At 42.3% G+C, this 22,414-nt stretch carries 20 protein-coding genes and 1 pseudogene; all 21 read right to left on the reverse strand.

The genetic code is table 11. The features are described from left to right. Nucleotides 1-565 precede the first annotated feature (565 nt). On the reverse strand, nt 566-1,507 hold the full coding sequence (locus tag FW774_RS05460) for a GDP-L-fucose synthase family protein (protein ID WP_149347178.1): 942 nt from the start codon (nt 1,505-1,507) through the stop codon (nt 566-568). A gap of 58 nt (nt 1,508-1,565) precedes the next feature. Next, complete coding sequence (locus FW774_RS05465) at nt 1,566-2,561, reverse strand: mannose-1-phosphate guanylyltransferase (RefSeq protein ID WP_149347179.1); 996 nt, start codon at nt 2,559-2,561, stop codon at nt 1,566-1,568. A 12-nt stretch (nt 2,562-2,573) separates the two neighbouring features. Then, nucleotides 2,574-3,689, reverse strand: a complete 1,116-nt coding sequence (gene gmd / locus FW774_RS05470; protein ID WP_149347180.1) for a GDP-mannose 4,6-dehydratase — start codon at nt 3,687-3,689, stop codon at nt 2,574-2,576. 78 nt (nt 3,690-3,767) lie between these two features. Next, entirely contained in the window at nt 3,768-4,886 is a 1,119-nt protein-coding gene (locus tag FW774_RS05475; RefSeq protein WP_149347181.1) for a sugar transferase, read from the reverse strand. 95 nt (nt 4,887-4,981) lie between these two features. Next, the gene (locus FW774_RS05480) at nt 4,982-5,350 is read right to left on the reverse strand and encodes a VanZ family protein (protein ID WP_149347182.1); all 369 of its coding nucleotides are present in this window, start codon (nt 5,348-5,350) and stop codon (nt 4,982-4,984) included. After that, nucleotides 5,350-6,420, reverse strand: a complete 1,071-nt coding sequence (locus FW774_RS05485) for a DUF354 domain-containing protein (RefSeq protein WP_149347183.1) — start codon at nt 6,418-6,420, stop codon at nt 5,350-5,352. Before FW774_RS05485 ends, FW774_RS05480 begins: the two co-directional genes overlap by 1 nt. Nucleotides 6,421-6,647: 227 nt before the next feature. Next, nucleotides 6,648-7,793, reverse strand: coding sequence for a glycosyltransferase family 4 protein (locus tag FW774_RS05490; RefSeq protein WP_187774822.1), 1,146 nt, complete (start codon nt 7,791-7,793; stop codon nt 6,648-6,650). A 70-nt stretch (nt 7,794-7,863) separates the two neighbouring features. Beyond that, nucleotides 7,864-9,018 carry a glycosyltransferase gene (locus tag FW774_RS05495; protein WP_149347185.1) on the reverse strand — a complete coding sequence of 385 codons (1,155 nt, stop codon included), beginning with the start codon at nt 9,016-9,018 and terminating at the stop codon, nt 7,864-7,866. Nucleotides 9,019-9,038: 20 nt separating this feature from the next. After that, nucleotides 9,039-10,208, reverse strand: coding sequence for a glycosyltransferase (locus tag FW774_RS05500; RefSeq protein WP_149347186.1), 1,170 nt, complete (start codon nt 10,206-10,208; stop codon nt 9,039-9,041). Nucleotide 10,209: 1 nt separating this feature from the next. Next, entirely contained in the window at nt 10,210-10,833 is a 624-nt protein-coding gene (locus tag FW774_RS20615; RefSeq protein WP_149347187.1) for an acyltransferase, read from the reverse strand. Beyond that, nucleotides 10,817-12,106 (reverse strand): hypothetical protein, encoded by a 1,290-nt coding sequence (locus FW774_RS05510; RefSeq protein WP_149347188.1) that lies wholly within the window; start codon nt 12,104-12,106, stop codon nt 10,817-10,819. Before FW774_RS05510 ends, FW774_RS20615 begins: the two co-directional genes overlap by 17 nt. A gap of 124 nt (nt 12,107-12,230) precedes the next feature. Beyond that, nucleotides 12,231-12,393: pseudogene (locus FW774_RS20845) on the reverse strand (DapH/DapD/GlmU-related protein); the annotation flags it as partial. Between the two features lie 379 nt (nt 12,394-12,772). After that, the gene (locus FW774_RS05520; protein ID WP_149347189.1) at nt 12,773-14,134 is read right to left on the reverse strand and encodes a lipopolysaccharide biosynthesis protein; all 1,362 of its coding nucleotides are present in this window, start codon (nt 14,132-14,134) and stop codon (nt 12,773-12,775) included. 32 nt (nt 14,135-14,166) lie between these two features. After that, nucleotides 14,167-15,528, reverse strand: a complete 1,362-nt coding sequence (locus FW774_RS05525; protein ID WP_149347190.1) for a nucleotide sugar dehydrogenase — start codon at nt 15,526-15,528, stop codon at nt 14,167-14,169. 128 nt (nt 15,529-15,656) lie between these two features. Next, on the reverse strand, nt 15,657-17,963 hold the full coding sequence (locus FW774_RS05535; protein ID WP_149347192.1) for a GumC family protein: 2,307 nt from the start codon (nt 17,961-17,963) through the stop codon (nt 15,657-15,659). A 33-nt stretch (nt 17,964-17,996) separates the two neighbouring features. Further along, nucleotides 17,997-18,809: a polysaccharide biosynthesis/export family protein gene (locus FW774_RS05540; RefSeq protein ID WP_149347193.1), complete on the reverse strand. Its 813-nt coding sequence runs from the start codon at nt 18,807-18,809 to the stop codon at nt 17,997-17,999. Nucleotides 18,810-18,816: 7 nt separating this feature from the next. Then, the gene (locus FW774_RS05545; protein ID WP_149347194.1) at nt 18,817-19,323 is read right to left on the reverse strand and encodes a UpxY family transcription antiterminator; all 507 of its coding nucleotides are present in this window, start codon (nt 19,321-19,323) and stop codon (nt 18,817-18,819) included. Between the two features lie 650 nt (nt 19,324-19,973). Next, nucleotides 19,974-20,354 carry an ATP-binding protein gene (locus FW774_RS20620; protein ID WP_242457744.1) on the reverse strand — a complete coding sequence of 127 codons (381 nt, stop codon included), beginning with the start codon at nt 20,352-20,354 and terminating at the stop codon, nt 19,974-19,976. 40 nt (nt 20,355-20,394) lie between these two features. Beyond that, nucleotides 20,395-20,688, reverse strand: coding sequence for an ATP-binding protein (locus FW774_RS20625; protein WP_242457745.1), 294 nt, complete (start codon nt 20,686-20,688; stop codon nt 20,395-20,397). A 40-nt stretch (nt 20,689-20,728) separates the two neighbouring features. Then, nucleotides 20,729-21,988, reverse strand: a complete 1,260-nt coding sequence (gene istA / locus FW774_RS05555; RefSeq protein WP_242457746.1) for an IS21 family transposase — start codon at nt 21,986-21,988, stop codon at nt 20,729-20,731. A 22-nt stretch (nt 21,989-22,010) separates the two neighbouring features. Next, the gene (locus FW774_RS20630) at nt 22,011-22,241 is read right to left on the reverse strand and encodes a helix-turn-helix domain-containing protein (protein ID WP_242457747.1); all 231 of its coding nucleotides are present in this window, start codon (nt 22,239-22,241) and stop codon (nt 22,011-22,013) included. Nucleotides 22,242-22,414 lie beyond the last annotated feature (173 nt).

The raw sequence follows: 22,414 nt of genomic DNA on the forward strand, positions 1-22,414 counted from the left end.
TTGATAACTACTTCCCAGGCATTACGGTTTCCTATATAGCCTACTATTCCACACATAGTGTTAAGTCAAAATTAAAAGTTGAGCGAAGCGAGATCCCCCGGGTAATCCGGGGTTCGGGATTAAAAGTTAAAATTGTTAATGAATTTAAAATCAGAAACATACAGATGAATTTTCGAATCAGTTTATAGTTAACTAAGAACATGTTTAAATTTCATAGATGTGACAATTGTGAATGGACGGTGAAGACACCGTCCATGGCTTCCTGCCGCTGCTGGTGTCCCCACCAGCAGCAATAAAACCATTGTTTCATGAAATTTAAACATGTTCTAAGTAATAGTTTGGCATATAATTAAGTTAACGTGAGTCCGGGTTAAGGCGCAGGCTCGTCCCGATTTACAACCGGGATGCCAGAAAACGGCGTTTGCAACACTGCAATATTGCTTAAGACAATCAAAGGCAGCTGTTACCGGCATTACAAATGCCGGAGATTTATGCACTCGTTTTGCAAACGAGCGCAAACAGGAAACGAGCGCAAACAGGATAACTTTTAAACCAAGGAGATCAATTATATCATGCATTCAGGCAGCTTTTGGCTAATTTCATCGTAGACCTGCCGTATGCCTTCTTCTAATGCAATGCCGGCTTTCCAGCCCAGCCGGTTAATTTTAGACACATCCAGCAACTTTCGTGGTGTTCCATCGGGCTTGCTACTGTTAAAAATCAGCTTCCCTTTAAAGCCAACTATCTTCTGAATCAATAGAGCAAGATCACGAATAGAAATGTCAGCTCCGCAACCGATATTGATCTGCCCGGCTTCGTTATAATGCTGCATCAGAAAACAGCAGGCTTCTGCCAAATCGTCTACATGCAAAAATTCACGTAAGGGCGTTCCTGTCCCCCATATCTCCACTTCGCCGGCATTGTTTTCTTTAGCTTCGATCATTTTTCGCAGTAATGCCGGCAGCACATGCGAGTTATGCAGATCATAATTATCATTTGGGCCATATAAATTTGTTGGCATTACCGAAATAAAATTGCAGCCGTATTGTGAGCGATAGGCATCGCATAATTTGATCCCGGCAATTTTGGCTATGGCATACGGCTCATTTGTATATTCAAGCGGGCCGGTCAGCAAGGCTTCTTCTGTTAACGGTTGCTCTGCCAGCTTAGGATAAATACACGACGACCCCAGGAAAAGCAACTTTTTAACCTGTGCCTGGTAGGCGGCATCAATGATATTGCTCTGTATCATCAGGTTATCATACAGAAATCCGGCCCGGTAGGTATTGTTGGCCATAATGCCTCCTACCTTAGCCGCAGCAAGAAATACATAATCAGGCTTTTCTGTGGCGAAGAACTGCTGTACGGCCTGCTGGTTCCTCAAATCCAGCTCACGGGACGTACGGGTAATAATAGTTGTATACCCGTGCTTTTCAAGCACCCGGGCCAGTGCCGAACCAACCATTCCACGATGCCCGGCTATATAGATTTTACTGTCTTTTTCCATGTAAATTGTACGTTATTATAATTTGCCAACCGGCACTGTTAAACTAAACTCTTTTAGATCAGGACAACAGAACAGGCTTTTCTATTTCAAGGCGCTCATATACCTTTTTTACATCCTGCGATGCGCTTTTGGGCAGAATAAGCAGGACATCTTCTGTATTTACCACAACAAGGTCTTTAACTCCTACAAATTCAACATGCTTATCTACCCCTAATACCATGTTGTTATGAACAAACCGGTGCTGCTGCACCTCTTTTTCAAAATATTCCCACATCGATTCAAATGAACCTAAATCAGACCAGCCAAAAGCTGCCGGCACAACTTTGATCTTACCCGACTGCTCCATTACAGCATAGTCTATGCTTTTAGCGGGAATGAGCATGGATTCCTTTAGCGGGAGCATATTACCCCGCCGCTTGCTCCAGGCGTTTAGAACAGCCGTAAACAGTGCGGGCTCATAAGTACAAAGCTCTTCGAGATAAACACCTGCCTTAAAGCAAAACATCCCGCTGTTCCATAAAAAGCGGCCGCTTTGTACAAACTCTCCGGCATGTGTATAGGATGGTTTTTCACGAAAACTGATCACATTGTTGTTTGCGTATTCGATATAACCGTAGCCTGTTTCGGGGCGGGAAGGTTTTATACCAAACGTTACCAGGTAGCCGTCAAGAGCCAACGTTTCGGCCTCCTGAACGGCCGCTATATAAGCATCCTGATCTTGTATAATATGATCGGAAGGGCAAACCAGCAATACATCTTCAGCATCAGCGGCAAAAGCTGCAAAAGCTATGGCTGCAGCAGTATTTCGCGGAGCCGCCTCAATAATTTCGGTATACGGCTTAATTCCCGCAGCTTCAAGAGCTCTTTGCGATAGCTGGTAGTTATCAATATTGCCAACTACAACGGTATGACCGGCTAAAACCGCATTACGTTCTGCACATAACTGGAACAGGGATCTTTGTTCAAATAAAGGGATATATTGTTTGGGACGGGATTTGCGTGAAAGCGGCCACAAACGGCTGCCAACACCACCGGAAAGGATAACACTAATCATCACGATCTTTTCTTATTCAAACTGGTTGAGTACCTGGTATCCTGCATCGTGTAAGAGCTTTTCTTTACGGAAAGTTTCTACATCTGCCCAAACCATATCTTTAACCAAAGCCAGCAGATCGTATTTCGGGATCCAGCTCAGTTGTTGCTTAGCTTTAGTTGGATCACCGATCAGCAATTCCACCTCGGTTGGACGGAAATACCGTGCATCTACTTCTACCACGACGGTTCCGGCTTCAACCTGGAAATCAGGGTTTGAGCAGGCAGTAACTGTTCCTTTCTCATTCACACCCCCGCCGGTAAATACAAGCTCAATACCCAATTCGGCGAAAGCCATTTTTACAAAGTCGCGAACGGTGGTAGTATGACCGGTAGCAATAACAAAATCACCGGCTTTATCCTGCTGCAGGATCAGGTACATGGCTTCAACGTAGTCTTTTGCATGTCCCCAGTCGCGTTTGGCGTCTAAATTTCCCAGATATAGCTTTTCCTGTAATCCTGTTGCTATTTTAGCCGCAGCACGTGTTATTTTGCGTGTTACAAAGGTCTCGCCCCGCAATGGACTTTCGTGATTAAACAATATGCCGTTTGATGCAAATATGCCATAGGCCTCCCTGTAATTTACCGTGATCCAGTACGCGTAAAGTTTGGCTACAGCATACGGCGAACGCGGGTAAAACGGCGTGGTTTCTTTTTGCGGAACTTCCTGCACCAGTCCGTACAGCTCTGACGTGGAAGCCTGATAGATCCTGGTTTTATCCTGAAGGTTTAACAATCTTACCGCCTCTAAAATGCGTAATGTTCCTATGCCATCGGCATTAGCGGTGTATTCGGGAACGTCAAAGCTTACCTGCACATGGCTCATGGCTCCCAAATTATAGATCTCATCGGGTTGTACCTGCTGGATAATGCGGATCAGGTTTGTTGAATCGGTCAGATCGCCGTAATGCAAAATAAAGTTCCGTTCAGGCTCATGCGGATCCTGGTACAGGTGATCGATTCGGTCTGTATTAAACAATGAGCTTCTGCGTTTAATACCGTGTACTTCGTAATCTTTTGAAATTAATAATTCGGCCAGATAGGCCCCATCCTGCCCGGTAATACCGGTAATTAGCGCTTTCTTTTTCAATGGATATTTGTTGTTTGTTGTTCGTCTTTCGTTGTTAGTTGTTAGTTGTTCGTAAATCGTAAATCGTAAATCTGTTTGTTATTTGCTTCTTGCTCCTTTAAATAAAATGTTGTTAAAGGCTTTGAACAAATAAGTAAGATCCGTTTTTAAAGGATGTTTGATGTAAGATTCGATATACCGCATTTCAGAGTCAACCAGTTCCGGGAAACTGTCGGGCAGATCGGCATAAAAAGGAGGAATAAGCCCGGGCTTGCTTAAGCACCTTTTTTCCTGTGCTTCTTTAGGGTACATGCTAAATTTATGGTTGCTCAGGGGGCGAACGCCCACAATTTTTATATCGCCTTTTATCAGGTTGATGAGCATGGGTAGCTCATCAATCCAGAATTTCCTGCAAATTCTGCCGGCAGTGGTTACCCTGAAGTCCTCATTGGCCTTATCACCATTTGCAGTGCCATATTTTTCGTAAACATACTGCTGCAGATATTCTGAATAAGCATACATTGTTCTCAGCTTATATACATTAAATACTTGGCCTCCCTTGCCAACCCGTTTAAGCCGGATAAGCAATCCGTAGTGCGGATCTTTGCCCAATACCGGTTCCTTTATCTTACGGGCAACAAAGTAAAAGCGGTTGTTTATGTATCTTTCGGCCAAAACCTCAAACCCACAATAATAAAGGCGTCCCAGTATCTCTGTTTTAGAGTATATCTGCTTTTTTCCCCTGGTAATGAAGTTATAGAAGCTTTTGGTAAGCCTGAACATGGGAAATATCCTGTGAAACAGCGTATCAAACAGGTAATGTACCCGGTTTAGCGGCCATGGCATGGTATTTAATATCCGCTCTTTACGACTGGCAAATACTTCGGCGCTGTTAACGTATAATCCCCCGGTGGCTATTTTAGCATTTACCGAGCGGAAAAAGTCATTAAGCGCCGGGATATCATTGAGGTTTCTAAGGTTAATGATGTGGCGATACCTGTTCCTGTTCAGCCAGTCGATATTAAAGGGCGAGCTTGTGGCAGTAAGAAATACCGAGTCGTCCAGATCTATGTGTTCTGCAATAAAATTATACGTACCGTCTCCGGCCAATTCTGTAATAAAATCCCTGACCGGGGAGATACGCCAGGGATAATCTATTGATTTTAATGAAGTTAATTCATCGGGAAATGAATGTCCCGGCAATTCAGCTAATTGCATAAACAGAAATATTAAGCGTAATCAAAGACTGAGATGTATGATTTGAGCTCAGATACAAGCTCTTATAAGAATTTTATGCCATCCGGCAGCTAAGCTTAGCGGGTATGTTTCATGGTAAGCCTGTAAAACACCGCCCCTGTTAACATACCGGCCACATTAGCCCTGATATCATTTACATTAAAGGTGCGGTAGGGAATACCAAGCTGGATATATTCTGCCAGTACGGTAATTACCAAACCTATTGCAAGCCAATAACCTGCTTTCAGCCTGTTGTTCTTAGCTGGTTGTAAAAACATCCACGGTACAAATAATGAACCATGAAAAATATGATCAAGGCGTATGTGAAAAATAAATACATTATTCATTGCCTGCTTAAGGGGCGTAACGGGAACACTTAACGCAAGAATTACCAATACCAGATAAGCGGTTATGAACAGCCCTATCTGTTTAGAGCAACGCCCCATTATTTAAACCTGTTCTGATACATCCGGTTAATGCGCATGCTCAATATACTACGCGGATAATTTTCAAACGTATCTACCAGCATTTTGGTAGGATTGATCATTTCTGATAGCATAATATCCCGTTTTTGTTTTGTTGATTCACTTAAATCTTCCCCGGACAGCAGCTCGTCTATTTTGTCCAATACCCCGGCAGAGCTTCTGAAGCCGCAGATCAACCCCCGTTTTTCCTGCTCTTTCATATAACCCAGCTCTAACGAGTTTACATAAATAGCGGGTGTGCCCAACATGGCGCATTCGGAAGCCATTGTTGCGCCCTCGCCTATAAACAATGTTGCGCAGGCTAACACATCGTGTATTTGCGAAGGAGAAATCTTTATCCGGTACTGTTCTAAATCCTGGGGCATGGAGCCTTCGGCACAGATAAAAACCCGGTATTTGTCTTTCAGCCGTTCAATAATTGCTCTTTTGGTTTGTAGATCCAGTCCTGACTGGCCGATGTCGTGATTGGCATTCCATGATACAAAACGCAGCAATACATACGGCTGACCGGGCTCAATCCCGAGCTGCTTATAAATGTCCGGATCGGGTTTAAAGTAATCTTTATGCAGGTAAAGTAACTCCATGAATCCGTTAAAGGATATTTGCTTGTAACCCAGCTGCGACATAAAGCAAAACGGTGTAAATACTACGTTAGAAAATGGCAGGTAAAATTTCCGGGCCGTGTTTGCGTGCTCGGTATCGTCAAACGTGATATGCGGCTTACGTAAAAGCCATGAAACCTGCGCCGCATAGGGCGAAACAAAGCTTAAAAAATAATCGGGCTTGAATTTCCGGGCTTTTTTATACAAAAACCAATCGGCTTTGAGCATATAAATGAGCTTGCCTATTGCACTGTTTTTGCCCCGGCCCCGCGAATAATAATCCAGTTTATACTCATTTAATAACTGATGGGTTACTTCCTTATCACGGGCAGTGATCAGTATATCATGCCCCTTATTTCGCATAATGCTTATAAAATTCTTAAAATAGTGAACATGTGCCGGATGGCCGATATCGATCAGGATTCTCATTGTAAAATTGACGGAGGCAGTGTTAAGTTAAAAGTTGAACGTAGTGAAACTCCCCCGGGTAATTGGGGGTTCGGGATTAAAAGTTAAAACCAGTAATACATTAAAAATCAGAAATATACGGATGAATTTCCGAGTAAGCTTCAGCCGCTGCTGGTGTCTCCACCAGCAGCAATAAAACCATTGTTTCATGGAATTTAAACCTGTTCTTAGCAGCAGAACAGGTAAGCTTATTGAAACCCATTGTAAATTGCTTCCAGTAGTTGCTCTTTTTTTGAAACATCCAGGTGTTCCATAGCGTATTGCTGCCCCTGCCGGCCTAAATTTTTTCTCAGACCTGGATCATTTGCTGTTTTAAGGATGGCCTGGCATAATGCATCAACATCATTTTCATGAACCAGCAAGCCTGTTTTGCCGGTTTCAATGATATAGGGAATGCCGGCATGAAAGGTTGAGATCACGGGTAACCCGGCAGCCATTGCCTCAACTATTGCCCCCGGGATACCTTCCTTATCGGCGTTTTTATGGACTATGCTGGGATGTATAAAAACATCTGCCTGCTTTAAGTAAGTTAGATGCTGCTGCGATGCATAGGCTATTTTGCCAAATACAGAGACATAGCGCTGCATATTGTTCAGCTTTATAAAGCGCATGATATCATGCCATTGTAACCCGGAGCCAACAATGGTCAACTGAATTGCCGGATTGATACTTTGAGCTTTTTTAAACGCTTCCAGCAAAAAGAGATGCCCTTTTTTGGGCGTCAGGCTGGAAATAATGAGGTACGATACATGCTTACCTGACGGATCATAATTATGCCGGCCGTAAAATTTGGCCAGGGGGATCCCGTGGTAATGGATCTTAATTTTTTCTTCCGGACACCCCAGTTTCAGCAGGTCTTTTTTCATATCCTCAGACATTGCTAAAACAACATCGGCATGTTTAAAAACCCTTTGTTTAAGATAATATTTACCATATCCGCCTAAGCGCTGCGGAAAACTGCTGCAATCGTAACCGTAAAATGAAACTACTTTAGGCTTTGCAATGTGCCTTAGCAACGGAAGATAGATCCCGGCATCTGTTCCGTAATGAAAATGCAATATATCAGCATCATTTACAAATTCACGTATCTTCCGGGCTTCCCGCGTGGTGATCAGCTTAACCAGCTTAAATTTTATTTTACCCCAAAAATTGCCTGCCCCTGATAAATCTAATGTTTTAAAACCGGTGTTATGGAATGTGCTGAAACCTCCGCCCTGATCGGTTTTAATTTTATAAACAATACCGGGAGTATATGCTATATGATTTACTACCTGGTTTTGAATAAAGGAAGCCTTTAACTGGCTGGATTTTCTGACAAAGTGTATAACTTTCATAAAATGCATTACCTGCTGTGCAGGATCTTTGATTATGCTGTAGCGTTAAAAAATTTAATATCCCAACAACTTATACACCGGCTACCTGCTTATAAAAATCCAATGTTTGCCCGGCTATTTTTTCAGGCTTGTACTTTTTAAAAGCCTCCTTTCTGGCCTGTGCACTTATTTTATGATAGTACTCAGCATTCAGATATAATTCTGATAAAATACCGGCCAGCTCCGGCACATTGCCTTTTTCGTATAAAAACCCGGATGATCTGTGCGTTATCATTTCAGAAACACCGCCCACTTTGGCTGCTACCACTACCCGTCCGGCTGCCATAGCTTCTGAGATACAGACCGGCAAAACTTCCTGGTACGATGGCAATACCAAAATGTGGACATCGTTATATAGTTTTATAATGGCATCCTGGTTAAGCCAGTTATGAAATACAACCTGGCCAGTTAACCGGTTAGCGGCAATAAAATCATTAACTTTCTTTGCATATCCGGGCTCAACTACCCCGCCTACTACCTCAAGCCGGAAGTGCTGCCGCCTGTCTGCAGTTATTTTCAAAGCCTCTAACAGATCTAACAGGCCTTTAAGCTTCTTTATGCCTGCGATGTAAATTAACCGGTTAACCGGTTTTTCATTTTTTCTTACGTTGAAAAATCCGGGGTTTACCGGGTTATGGATCAAAGCGGTTTTACATCCCGGCAGATCATCGCGATCTAATATTTTTGCGTTGTAACGCGAAATACATATAAAGTTCCTGAGGCGGGGCATCAGGAGCGTTTCAATACAGATATTTACCAGGAAATTGAGCTTTGATCGTAACGTAAGCTGATTTTTAAGCTCTTCGGCTAAAATTCCATGCGGCGTTACAACCAGGTTATTTTTATCTATTTTACAGGATAACAGCAAATTGGAGCCGTTTCCCTGAATATGAACAACATCTGGCTTATATGCTTTAATAAGTCGTCTGAGCTGTTTTCTGTAATGAAAAAAAAGCCGGTATTTGGTTGACCGCACCGGCCCGCAACCCGCATGATGAATGGTTATATGTTCGCTGTATCTTATTACCTGATCTTCCTTATTTTGCCCGTTAATGGCAAATATTTTAAGATCTATTCCGGGAACGGAGAGAAAGCCATTGATCAGGTTTACTGATACGGCTTCTACCCCACCCTTAATATTATCGGGATTAAGAGGGTAGTGTGCTACCATGAGCGCTTTGATCATAAATGTAGTTAAGCTTGTTTCTATATATCGGCTAAAAAAGTAAACAACCGGCCTGCTATAGTTTCGTAATGAAAATTCTGCCTTCCCAACTGGTATGCCTGTCGGGCTATTTTATCAGATAAGGCCCGGTTGTTAAGTCCTTCTTCTATTTTTGAGGCAAATGCTGCTACATCATATTCTGTAGCAACAAAAGCATTTTGTCCATCGGTAAAATACCGGCTGATCTCTCCCACGGCAGTAGTTACTATGGGCGTTTTTGAGGCGGTGTATTCGGCTATCTTATGCGGAAAGCGGGCAATATCACGCTGGTAAGGCTTTAAGGGGATCAACAACAGGCCGGCTTGTTTGTATGCTTTGAATAATTCTTCGTTACTGAGATTTGACAACACCTTAATGCTGTTTTTTTTAGCAGATTGACCGATGTAGTTATGAACCCGTTGATTTTGTACGGCATTGCCATGAATGATCAGAACCAGGTCTACCGCTACATTTTTTACCTTGTTAAAAGCATCGATAATAAAGCTGATGTTTTCAAAATAGGCTGAAGCACCGCAAAATAAAATGTTGGTATTTAACTTATCTGCAGCCACAATTGCATCTACCTTATTAAAATCGGTTAATGCGGGTATCCGGAACAGGGATACGTTAGGATTTATTTTTTTCTGGTAATCTTCCAGGAAAACGCTTATTGGAATTATTGCATCGCTATACCGATGCGCTATGTCGTCAAACTTAAGGTGTAAGCCACTTTTGTTTTTACCTGCATTGATATCTTTAACAAATTCTTCGTAGCTGAGCACGATCTTATATCCCGCCAGACGGAGAAGATAATAGTAATAAATTAAAGCATAGCTGTTTTGCGTGGAGAGAATAGCAACGTTTTTCTGTTTCCTTTTCCGCAAGGCAAGGATATGGAACACTTCGCTGATCTTGCCCAGTACCTTGATGCCATTTCTGAATATAAAATTTGCCGGCTTATAGGCATAAAATGAGGTATAAACGTAATTTATCTGCTCTATTTTCCCCTTATAGGGAATATCAGGATGATCTTTTTTGCTGAAGATACCTTTAGCATTAATGATGGTTACTGCCGCTCCGGCCTTTACCAGCGCTTTGCTTACCATCTTTTGCTTTTGCACCTCGGCAAAACCGTACGGAAAGCCGTTACACCCTAAGTAAATAATATTCATGCTATTTTAACGCTCTGATAACAACACACGGATTGCCTGCTGCAATTACATTTGCGGGGATGCTTTTAGTCACCACACTGCCGGCGCCTATCACCGAGTTTTTCCCGATGCTGACATTTTTTAAGATAATTGAACCATAACCAATGAACACATTATCGCCTATATAAACTTCCCCGGGCAAAGGATCTGCGGTATGCCTTAAATGCGGGTCTATGTTGTGCCAGTTGGTATCTGTGATCAGTGAATTGGCTCCAACCATTACGTTTGATCCAATAATAATTTTATTTGCAGCGCCTATGGCAGTACCACTCAGACCTGAATTATCGCCAATTTCGATACGGGAATTTTTTCTGAGCGTTGCAATCAAGCAGGGCTTATTTAAGCCAATGAGGTTTGAGGTTTTATCCGACCGGAATTCTACATTTTTACCTATGGTTATTGATGAATAAGGCGCCCGGCAGAAATAGGTATATCCAAAACAGACAAGCCCACTGCCATATCCTATCTTTTTAAATCTTAAATTCAGCTTAACGTACGCCGTATAAAATAGCTGGTTATACTTTAACCTCAACCGCCTGATCTTTCCGCATACACGGCCGTTCCGGTCATTAGTTATGGTGCTCATTGTTTTGATATGAGTAAGCCGGCATTAATTGTCTGATGCTCTGTTGCTTACCGGCCTTCAGGTAAATACCGGCCAGTGCCAGAACCCACATGATAATGTTAGATTCAAATGGATTTGAAAAAACGGGGAACAGGAGGATAAGCACCAGTACGGCCTCTTCTAAAACCATACCTTTTTTTGAATAAGATACAAAGGAATACAGGCCATAAACTAAAAATGCAACGCCTAAAATCCCAAATTTCCCTAAAACAGATGCCAGGCCGTTCGGGTTAGACCATTTATCGCTAAGCCCCAGATCTGAATAATCATTATCCCAGCCGTTGCCCACTACCGGGCTTTTTTCAAGCCGTTTCATTACGATCAGCAAACCGGCAAAACGCCCTATTGAAGACCCTGTGGTATACCCGCCATTAATGTTTTCATCTATGGTTGTATAATCGGTATTGTTGTTTAAGTAAGAATTGATCTTACTGCCCATAAACGGCAGATTATAGGTTTCTATAGCTGCCAGCACAAAAACTGACAGAGACACGAAGAGAACTACCGGTTGCTTTCTGTTTTTCTTTAACAGGATCAGGCAGGCAAACAATAATAACGCTAAATAAGTGGTTGTAGAAATTGTTGTCAGGGCGTACAGCGATAGTACTACGATCTTTCTGTTGATCTGCTTATCGTTTCTAACATACTCGTAAATTATCAGGAAAAGCAGGATACCTCCAAAGGCGCCGGGCTCCCACATAAAACCGCTATTTCTAAACAGCGTAAAAGGGTTGAGATTAAAAAAGAACACATAAATTCCGCCCGATCTTGCCTGTTCTGCAAATGAAAAATTGAATGGGGCGAGCAGGCTTTTCAAAAGGCCAGGGTCTAATAACTGAACAATATAAAAAGGAACAGTGATGAGCACCAGGCCATAAACAACCTGCATTAAAGATTCCATAAAATAGGCTTTATACTCCCTGATCATGTAATACACAACCGTAAGAATAAGAATGAATTTTACAGAGCCTAACATAAATACGCCGGTAATTGTATACTGAATGCAGATCACCGCCAGGCAGAGAATAAGAAACCCTATACCAAAGCGATCTTTTATCCAATAGCTATTGTTTCTTATCAACAGAATCACGCTGAATGCAATAAATAGTAGCTGAGCAGCTAACGTTTGCGAAAAATTGCTGCAAGCCGCTATCAAAAGAACAATATAAAGGCTGTAAACCGTAAACAGCCAATTGGTTTTATAGCAGGCATGTGTATACTGTATGCCGTTCATGTACCTTGTTCTACGTGATGAATAAATGCCTCTGCATCATGAAACAGCAAATGGTTTTTCCGGAGCCATTCCTCATCTTTTTCCCACCACTTACTTTCGTGTATAATTTTCCGGGTTCTTTCATCAAATCTGTATCTGATGATCTTAGCCGGCACTCCTCCTACAATGGCATACGGCTCAACATTCTTTGTTACCACTGCGCCGGCTGTTATTACGGCACCGTCGCCAATGTTTACTCCCCCGGGTATCAGTACATTTTCACCGATCCATACATCGTTTCCAATAATAACCTGCCTGTACTCTTCAAAACAGGTGTTTTTGGCAAACGTATCAAACGGTTTATTATTGGCATAAAAAGCCGGATGACTGGAAACAAAGTGTACAGGATGATTCCCCAATTCTATTTTAACCCCGGGCCCGATACTGCAAAATTTACCAATGGTGGTATTTTTAATGCTAACATGAGCATTAATGTATGAGTAGTCGCCTATCTGTGAATTGATCAGGCTGCTATCACTCCCAATGTACACGTTAAAACCAATTGCGGTGTGAGCAATTTGCGTCCGTAAACCTGTTTTCAGCTTCTTTTGCTGATATTTTTTCAATAATTTATATCGTTTGTATTCCTGGTATACTACCGAAGATGAACACATTCTTTTCAGAGCATCAAGCATTCCAGATACCTTTCGCATTATTATTGATGATCTTCCGGGTTTGAATAAAAAAAACTATCCCGATACCGATAAACGTAATGCTGTTTGCTAAGCTGATACCTGCCAACCCAATGGTTTTACCCAACAAAAAGGCTAAGGGAATATTAACTAAAGCGCTTGCTACAACCAGGTAAAGCTGAAGCTTTATCTTCCCGATACCATTAAGCAGGGATACGTGAATGGTTTGCCAGGTATAGGTTATTACGTATAGTACCATAGCTAATGATAAGCTGAACGGAATAGAAACACTATCGCCGATCCACAGGTGAAAGACGAAAGGCGATACAACCAAAAGCAATACCGATGAAAAAATAATACCTATCCAAAACAGCTGTAGTTTTTGCAGGCTTCGTTGTATCCAAACAATGTCGTTGCGGGCATAGGCATCTGTATAAGCGCTCCACAACGGGGTACTTACAATTGTAAATATCATTAGTATCACAGAAAAAAGCTTATACGCCACATTAAAGGTTGTAACTTCTTTAGCTCCGAACACTTGTGTAACAATAATGTTATCTGTCTGGAAAAGAACCAGGGCCCCGATCTGGATAATAAAAAATTTCCCGCCCAGATTCAATAAATCTTTTGAGAATTTAAAACGAACATAGCTGAATGAAGGGGCGTATCTTTTATATTCATGGCTGTAAAACCAGCTACTACTTGCCAGCAATACCATAATGGGCATTGCACCCAAACTCAGCCCCAGTGCAATTAAATTGCCACGGGTAGTTTTGGTGAGGATAAAAATGACCAATAATGACAAAACATTGCCCAGCAATTTAAAGAATGCAGCCTTTGCAGGCTGCTGATCGGCTGTCAGGATAATGGTTATCAGTTGCAGCACGAATTGGATACAAAAGCATACAAATACTACCAGGGCAAGTAATTGCAGATCTGCATTCAGGTTGCCGGGAGTATTCAATATCCGCGACCAGTTAAGGTAATGGTTCAGAACAAAGAATATCGCAATAGCACCTGTGCTTATCAATGCTAATATTGCATACGTGGTACTAACGTAGATCCTGGCCAGCTTATATTTCCCTTTTGCTACTGATTCTGCAAACTTATTTCTTAAGCCATGTCCGAAACCGATATCGAAAAAGTTAAACCAGGCTATAATTGAGCTCAATGTTAGCCAGATGCCGTACTGAACTACGTTAACATAATGAATGGTTAACGGCACTACCAGCAGACTAACGCCAATACTTGCTACTTTTGTAATAAAAGAGGAGACAATGTTTTTTTTTGCATTAATGCTCCGGGTATCTCCCTTTGTAAAAAAGGCATTGATTATAGTAACGGCTTTGCTTATCATTTTAACGGCAGATCTAAAACAGCGGGAATTAATTATAGCCTTCCGCTAACCAGATCACGGTTAAAGAACGCCTTGGTATCAAAAATTACTGTTTTCTCGTTTTCTTTCAGCTCATGAAGGTTTAATGCGTGAAATTCATTGTGCGCTACAGCAAGAATAATGGCGCTGTATTTTTTATTAAGCACAGGCGTCAATGTTATTCCGTACTCATCTTTTACTTCTTCTGCATCTGCATAAGGGTCATACACATCTACCTGCAACCCAAACTGGCAAAGCTCCTGGTAAATATCAACCACTTTTGAGTTGCGGATATCCGGGCAGTTCTCTTTAAATGATACGCCAAGAACCAAAGCATTTGCGCCTTTAATAGCCAGCTGGTTATCTATCATTAATTTAATGACCTTATTGGCTACGAACTGCCCCATAAAATCATTTACCCGCCGCCCGGACAGGATAACCTGCGGATGATAGCCCAACGATTCGGCCTTGTGCGCCAGATAATATGGATCAACCCCGATACAATGCCCGCCAACCAAACCGGGTGCATACTTTAAGAAGTTCCATTTACTGCCCGCAGCATCCAATACATCGTTGGTATCGATACCCATTTTCTCAAAAATCAGGGCCAGCTCATTTACAAAAGAGATATTCACATCACGCTGGGCGTTTTCTATAGCCTTTGAGGCTTCCGCCACTTTCATGCTGGGCGCTTTGTGCGTACCGGCTTCAATAATCTGGTTATACAGCTTATCTACAATGGCCGCTATTTCGGCTGTTGACCCCGAGGTTACCTTTTTTATTTTAGTTAGTGTATTCACCTTATCACCGGGATTGATACGCTCAGGCGAATATCCGCAATAAAAATCCTGGTTAAACTTTAACCCGCTATAAGCCTCAAGTACAGGTACGCAATCTTCTTCTGTACAACCGGGATATACCGTACTTTCATAAATTACAATGTCGCCGCTCTTTAATACTTTTCCTACGGTCTCGCTTGCTTTTAACAGCGGCGTCAGATCAGGCTTTTTAAAACGGTCTATGGGCGTGGGAACAGTAATAATATACGTATTAGCGTACCTTAAATCATCTGCACTATCTGAAAACCATAATCCCTTTTCAATACCATCTGCTTTCAATATTTCTGCCGTTGTACCAGGATGCCCCCAGGTATCTTCTATTTCTGCTACTGCCAGCTCCTGCTTTTTGAGCGCCAGCAATTCTTTTAATTGTTTGGTATCCGCTTCCAGCGTACGATCCTCTCCCCGGTTCAGCTCTGCAATACGCTCTTTATTGATATCAAAGCCAATAACCGGATAATGCTTACTAAATTCCATGGCAAGCGGCAAACCTACATAGCCGAGTCCGATAACAGCAATACGATGATTGTGATTCATAATGAATAAGATTTATGTGCGTTGTTTAAATGCTTTTAAAAATTTTAAGATGACTACGGAAGAGCCGGGCAACGTGCCGGCTAAGCAATACCGGCCCTGTACCGTAATCAATAAAGTTCAAAACTTTTTTATTGGTAATATCCGTAGCCATAGCCGTAACCGTAGCTATAGCCTCCATAGCCATAACCGTATTTACCGCCTTCTTTAATGGCATTAAACACCAGGTTAAGGTTTTTAAACCGTTTTTCCCTGAACAGGCTATCGGCAAGCTTAAGCCTATCGCGTGGCGTAAAGTCATGACGAACCAGGAATATTGTTGCATCTGCGTACTGTTCAAGCACTTGCGCATCTGTAACAATACCTACCGGCGGAGCATCGATAATGATCTGATCAAAACGTTCTCTCAACTGCTCGAACAGCTCACCTAACCGTCCATTAATCAGCAGCTCTACCGGATTAGGCGGAATAGACCCGCAGGTAATAATATAGTAGTTCTCCTGACCGGGAATTTCCTGTATAACTTCATCCAGCTGAGCCGAACCGATCAGGAAATTGCTTACTCCTTTAACATTAGCCATTTTCAGGGCCGAATGGAGCTTAGGCTTACGCATATCCAACTCTAAAATGACGGTTTTTTTCCCTATCATGGCTAAGCTGGCACCTAAGTTTAACGAAACAAAAGATTTGCCTTCACCACTCATACTTGATGTAAAAAGCAGGCTCTGGATACCTTTTCCCGGTGCAAGAAATGAAAGATTAGTGCGCAACGCCCTGATCTGCTCGGCAAGGATGCTCCGGCTTGCCCCGTTTATAACTATTGCATCCTCATGCTCTGAGTAGGCAATATCGGCAAGTACGGGGATACGGGTAAACCGTTCTATATCTTTTCTGCTTTTAATTTTATTGTTTAACAGGTCAATAATATAAATAATGCCTACCGGAAGAAACAGTCCCAATAAGCCAAATGCTAAATAAATATTCCGCTTAACCGGCTTAAAAGGCTGGCTGCTGCTCCTGGCCTCGTCAATAGTACGGCTGTCTGAAACGGCCGATGCATACGAAAGCGCCGTTTCTTCGCGTTTCTGTAACAGGAATACATAGATATCATTTTTAATTGCCTGTTGCCTGGTTATATCTACTAAAGTTCGCTCTTTGCCGGGAATGGTTTTTATCAGGCTTTCTTTCAGGGCGTTCTGCTTTTCCAGCTTTCGCCGGGTTATTGCAAGGCTTTCCTGTAATGTTTTGATATTATCCCTGATATTCTCTTTGATCGTTATGATCTGCTTGTCGAGCGAAATGATAATAGGGTTATCAGCTTTCATCAGTTTTATATTCTGCTCCCGCTGCCCCTGCAACTCTGATAAACGGCCAATGAGCGCCAGTAAAGTCGGATCGCTTACACCCAGGGTTGCCGGCGTTGTGCCTTCATTTTTTTTACTGCTTACATATTGACGAATATTTTCCAGTATGCCTTCCTGTATTTTTACCTGGTTAAGCTGCAGATCATTTTGCTGCACACTTTCAAGAAACAGCTTAGATTCGGCACTGATATCGGTAATACCTTCGCGTGATTTATAACTTTCTACTTCCTTCTCCACTTCTTTCAGATCTGAAGATACCAGCTTAAGCCGCTTATCAATAAAAGCCAGTGTATTATATGCCACGCGGTTTTTATCTTCAAGCCCGGCCGTATTATACTCTTCTATCAGTTTATTCAGCAGGTCTTTTCCTTTTTGCGGAACGGTACTCTCAAAACTCATAAGCAATACGGACGACATCTTGCTGCTGGGTTCTACCTTTAGTAAGCTCATGTAGTTCTCGGTTACATCCGAAACGGGAAACAGCCGGACCTTAACTTCATTAACTTCGGGATTATAACCGGTTAGCTCAACACGCAATGTGCCGTATAACGTATTTATTTTCCGGTTAACAGGAATAATCTCCCCGTTTAATGCAACCTGGCTTTTATCCCTGATTTCAATGGTGAAGGGCTCCTTGTACGATAAGGCTCCCGGTTTAAATAAGGTTAACCGTACGGGACAGGTTTCACCGTATAGTTCCGTATCCCTGAAGTTACCGGCAGTGAAATAGCTCACCTGTAAATTGAGACTGCTTACTGCTTTCTTCATTAAAGTGTACGATTTTAACACTTCGATCTCGTTATCTACAACCTTGGTTCCTGAAAAAATATCAAGCTGTTTCAGCATATCACCCTGGTCGAGGCCTTTACTATCGTCCTTTATCAGGATACTTCCCTGTATATCGTATAAGGGTGGCTGGGTTTTCAGATAAAAAAAAGCCAGCACTACTGCTAAAACTAAAGACAGGGCAAACCATTTCCAATAAGCCAGGTATTTATAAAATAAACTGGTCAGGTTAAATTCGGTATCCGGCACCGGCTCAAATACAAACGGATCCTTCGGTATATTATTCATTAAAAGCTATGCGATAATTGTGAGAGAAACTTCCTATTTGGCCAGGTTAACCAGAATTACGGTTAGTAAACTTAGTCCGCTCAAAATCATAGGCGCCAGTTGCACACTGCGATCTCTTGCTGTTGCCTTACTTTTAGTAGGTTCAACATATATCACATCGTTGGTTTTGAGATAGTAACAGGGCGACCTGAACACATCGCGTTTAGTTAGATCAATGCGGTTAAACTGCTTTTTACCGGCCGTTTCCCTGATAAGCAGGATATTATCCCGTTTGCCGTATATGGTCAGATCGCCAGCCATCGCTATAGCTTCGGGCAGCGTTACCTGCTCATTAGGGATAGTGTAAACGGCAGGCCTGGAAACTTCTCCCAATACGGATATCTTAAAGTTTAAAATGCGTACGTTCACGGTTGGCTGCTCCAGGTATTTGTTAAGCTGCGCTGTAATCCTACCGGTAACCTCTGTAGTAGTAAAGCCTGCAACCTTCAATTTTCCGATCAATGGTATGGTAATGTCACCGGCCTCATTAACCAGGTACCCGGTTGCGGGGCCGGGCGAGTTACTTTGAACCGTTTGCTGAGAGGTTATATTGGTGCTAAATGGCAAATAAGGATTAAACATGGCGCTGGCTTCAGGACTTATACTGCTTACCAGTATAGAAAGTATATCTCCCGGCTGTATTGTTGCAATATATTTTTCGCACGAATCTATACTTTGTTTGTCTTTTCCGGGTTCACCGGCCTGAAAATAAGTTACTTTTTTCTGGCTTACGCAAGATGCCAAAGCAAAACCCACACATACAAGCCCAACTATGTTAAGGTATAGATACCTCTTTCTTTTACTCATTATAATTCTATTCAATTATTTTCACCAGCGAGGTATTGACCACATCTGTTGCAATTAACGCCAATCCCAAACTTGTTATATTAAGCACTATTTTCTGCCCTTTTCGTGAAGTTACTTCGGCCTCTAAATCTTTAAACACGCCACTGTTAATTTTCACCTTATCCCCCGCGTTAATGGTTGCCTCGCCAACACGTACATACTCATGCCTATTTAAAAAACGCTTGATCTCCTCAATTTCCTGGGGACGTACAATTGCCGGTTTACCCAAATAATATACATAATCAATAACGCCCATATTGTTCACCACTTCCCATTTCTGCTTTTCGGCCACCCGCACAAAAACGTACGATTTAAACAGCGGCTCAATTATAATTTTTTTCCTATCGCTCCACTGGCGCTTTACCCGGGTTGTCGGACAATAGTTTTCTATATCAGCTTTTGTCAGCAGATCAGCTACTTTTTTCTCCCAACGGGGCCTGGTGAACACCACATGCCATTTCTTCTCTAACGTCATCTTTTGTAAACCGATTTTGTCCCATGCCTTTTAAGCGTAAACATTACCTGTATTCCTATCTGGACTATATCCGGGAGTTAAAAGGACATGGCTTCGCCGCTCTAAACTACAGTGATCGCTCTTTTGAAAATGAAATATCCTTTTCTAACTCACAGATTAATCGGCATCAAAGGTATAGCCATGCATTTGATCTGCTCTCGTTGTTTTGTATAGTTTTTAAACCAGTTTACCCCGGAATAATTACAGGTACTACCGTATAAATTCTTTTGAGGAAGCTATGATATCGCGTTTCCGGCTTTGGTTGGCGGGCTGACCAAAAAGTCAAAGGCGGCTATCTTCATTTCGACGATCCCGAAGTCTCGCAAGCGTCAAGCTAATTTTAGATATTTACTATCAATTTATTGACTTTTAGATAGTTATGAATAAAAGGACAGTGAGTGAAGTGGCAGCATAGACAGAACTAAAAAGCCCGGAACCCCGTCACCCTGAACTTGATTCATCCCGAGACTTCGGGAGTAAAGCAGCGCTTATGCTGTATATTACGGAGAAGTTGACCATGTAATTCCGTTCCAAACTGACCATTGATTTAGGTTCCGGACAGATGCATCAGATGCTGTAGAAGCGTTGTCAAAAGTAGTTAATTAATCGTATTATTTGTAGGTGTTTTCCGGTTGTTCCTGCTTGCGTTTTTTTCTCATCGATTCACCTTTCAATTCTAAGCGGTGCGCATCATGAACTATACGGTCCAGGATGGCATCGGCAATAGTTTTTTCGCCAATTACTTCATGCCATTTATTAACAGGCAGCTGCGAGGTAATAATGAGAGATGCCTTACCATGCCTGTCTTCAATGATTTCCATCAGGGCAGCTCTGTTCTGTGCGTCAAAAGGCTGTATACCAAAGTCATCAAGTATCAGCAACTGCTGACGTTCAATTTTCGCAATCTCTTTGATATATGAGCCGTCAGCTTTTGCCATTTTTAGTTTAGCGAACAGTTTGGGTGTACTTGCATAGAGCACGTTATAACCCATAATGCAGGCCTGGTAACCAATAGCTGAGGCCAGGTAGCTTTTACCTATGCCTGTACTTCCCGGTTATCAGCAGGTTTTCATTACGTGGGATAAACGTACAATCTGCCAGCCTCATGACCTGGTTTCGGTCAATGCTCCTTTCTGCATGGTAATGCAGATCTTCAATAGAGGCTTTGTAGCGGAAACGGGCATAGAGGATCTGCCCGTCAACACGCCTGTTCTCCCGGTAGTCCGTGTAATCATTTGTTTTGCCTGTTTCCAGGCTGCTTTTAAAGGCGTGGAACATGCCAAAGAACTTCAGCTTTCTTAGTTTGTCTAATGTGTCAGTATTCATCTGGTTACTGTTTAAAGTTATTTTGTAAATGAGTTAACAGCTATTGGTAATAATCTTCCCCACGGATATTGTCATGGCTTGGCATGGGCAGCTCGTCTGCGAACAGGCTTTCTTCATAGTTGTCCATATTGTTTTCCAGTATGGACTGTATGGTTTTATAATTATAGATGCCATAGCCCAGTGCTCTCCTGCAGGCAATGGCGAGCCTGTCATTCCCTGCTTTTTTCGCAAAGCTTAAGATGCCCAGACAGGATTTATAGGCCTGTTCCGGGTGTTGCTTACGTTCAAGGGTCTTGAGGATGTATAACCTTACATCTTCATGGATGGAAGTTGCCCATTCCAGAAACTTATCAGGGGTACAATCTGTCATAAAGCGATGTGTACTGGCCATATGGTCTTTGTCTGTAGTATAATTATAAGGACTGTTCACACGTTTATGCAATGCTATCCTTTCATAATTGAAATATATTTCCACAACAGATTTTGAGAAAAGCAATTTTACATGTTTACCGATAAACCGGTAAGGAACACTGTAATAATGTTTGTCTATGCCTAAACTAACATGCCCGTTCTTCATTACCTTGGCGTGGGATTGTTTCTTGAACTCATAGCGCAGTACGGGCAAAGGAGCTAATGTCCCGCGTTCAATTTCCTCGAACTGTAACCTACGGCTATAATTCCTGCCCTTCAACAGTAAACTGTTATGTCGCTCAAGCTCTTTACGGATAGCATTATTGAGCTCGCCCAGAGAATGATAGACAGCTCTTTTAACGGGTACATAAATACGGTTGTAAATGATTTTTACAGCACCCTCTACCAAAGCCTTATCACGCGGCCGATAGGCTCTTGCGGGTAATATGGTAGTGCCATAATGATCTGCAAAGTCTGCAAATGTCTCATTAAGTTTGGGCTCGTAACGGTTACTTTTAGTAACTGCAGCTTTCAGGTTATCGGGAACGATAGCAGCAGGTACGCCCCCAATATAGTGGAGCGTGTTTTCACAGGCACTGATGAAGTCTTCCTTTTGCTGGCTCAGTACGGCCTCTACGTAGGTGAGCTGACTGGCTCCCAGTATAGATACAAATACTTCTACGGGAATAACCTCGCCAGTTTCCTTATCTATGATACTTAACTTTTCTCCCGCAAAATCCACATATAGCTTGTCTCCAAACTTGTGCTCCAAATGCATCACAGGGTTGACCCTGGCTTTCCACTGGGCATAGTAAAAGCAAAACTGACTGTACTGGTAACCTTCCGGAAATTCTTTACGATAAGCTTCCCACAATATATAACGGGTCATCCCCGTACGTTTAAGCTCCTTGTCAACGTGGGGGAAACAACGCTGCATTGCCTGCATACGGGCATTGGGAGCCAAAGAAATCTTCCAACTCCCTGTCATTTAAGGCATTTACCTCTTCAAAGGTAAATCCACTGCTCTTAAAAGAGGCAACATACTTCTTTACTGTATTTCGGGACGTATCAGTTTGTGCGGCTATAAACATTATGCTGCGCTGCTGGTGGTACATCCTGAGAATCTGTCTTATCTTACTCATGCTGATCGTAGTGTTGGCCATGCTTTTGAAGGTTTTATTACTTCAAATGTATGGTTGCTTCTACAACATAGGCTGCATGACAGGGTGGTCAGTTTCATGCGGAATACCCTGGTCAATTTCCGCCGCAATAGATGGTCTGTTTAAAACAGAATCACATGGTCAATTTCATCGGA

The sequence above is a fragment of the Pedobacter sp. BS3 genome (assembly GCF_008274585.1).
Taxonomy (GTDB): domain Bacteria; phylum Bacteroidota; class Bacteroidia; order Sphingobacteriales; family Sphingobacteriaceae; genus Hufsiella_A.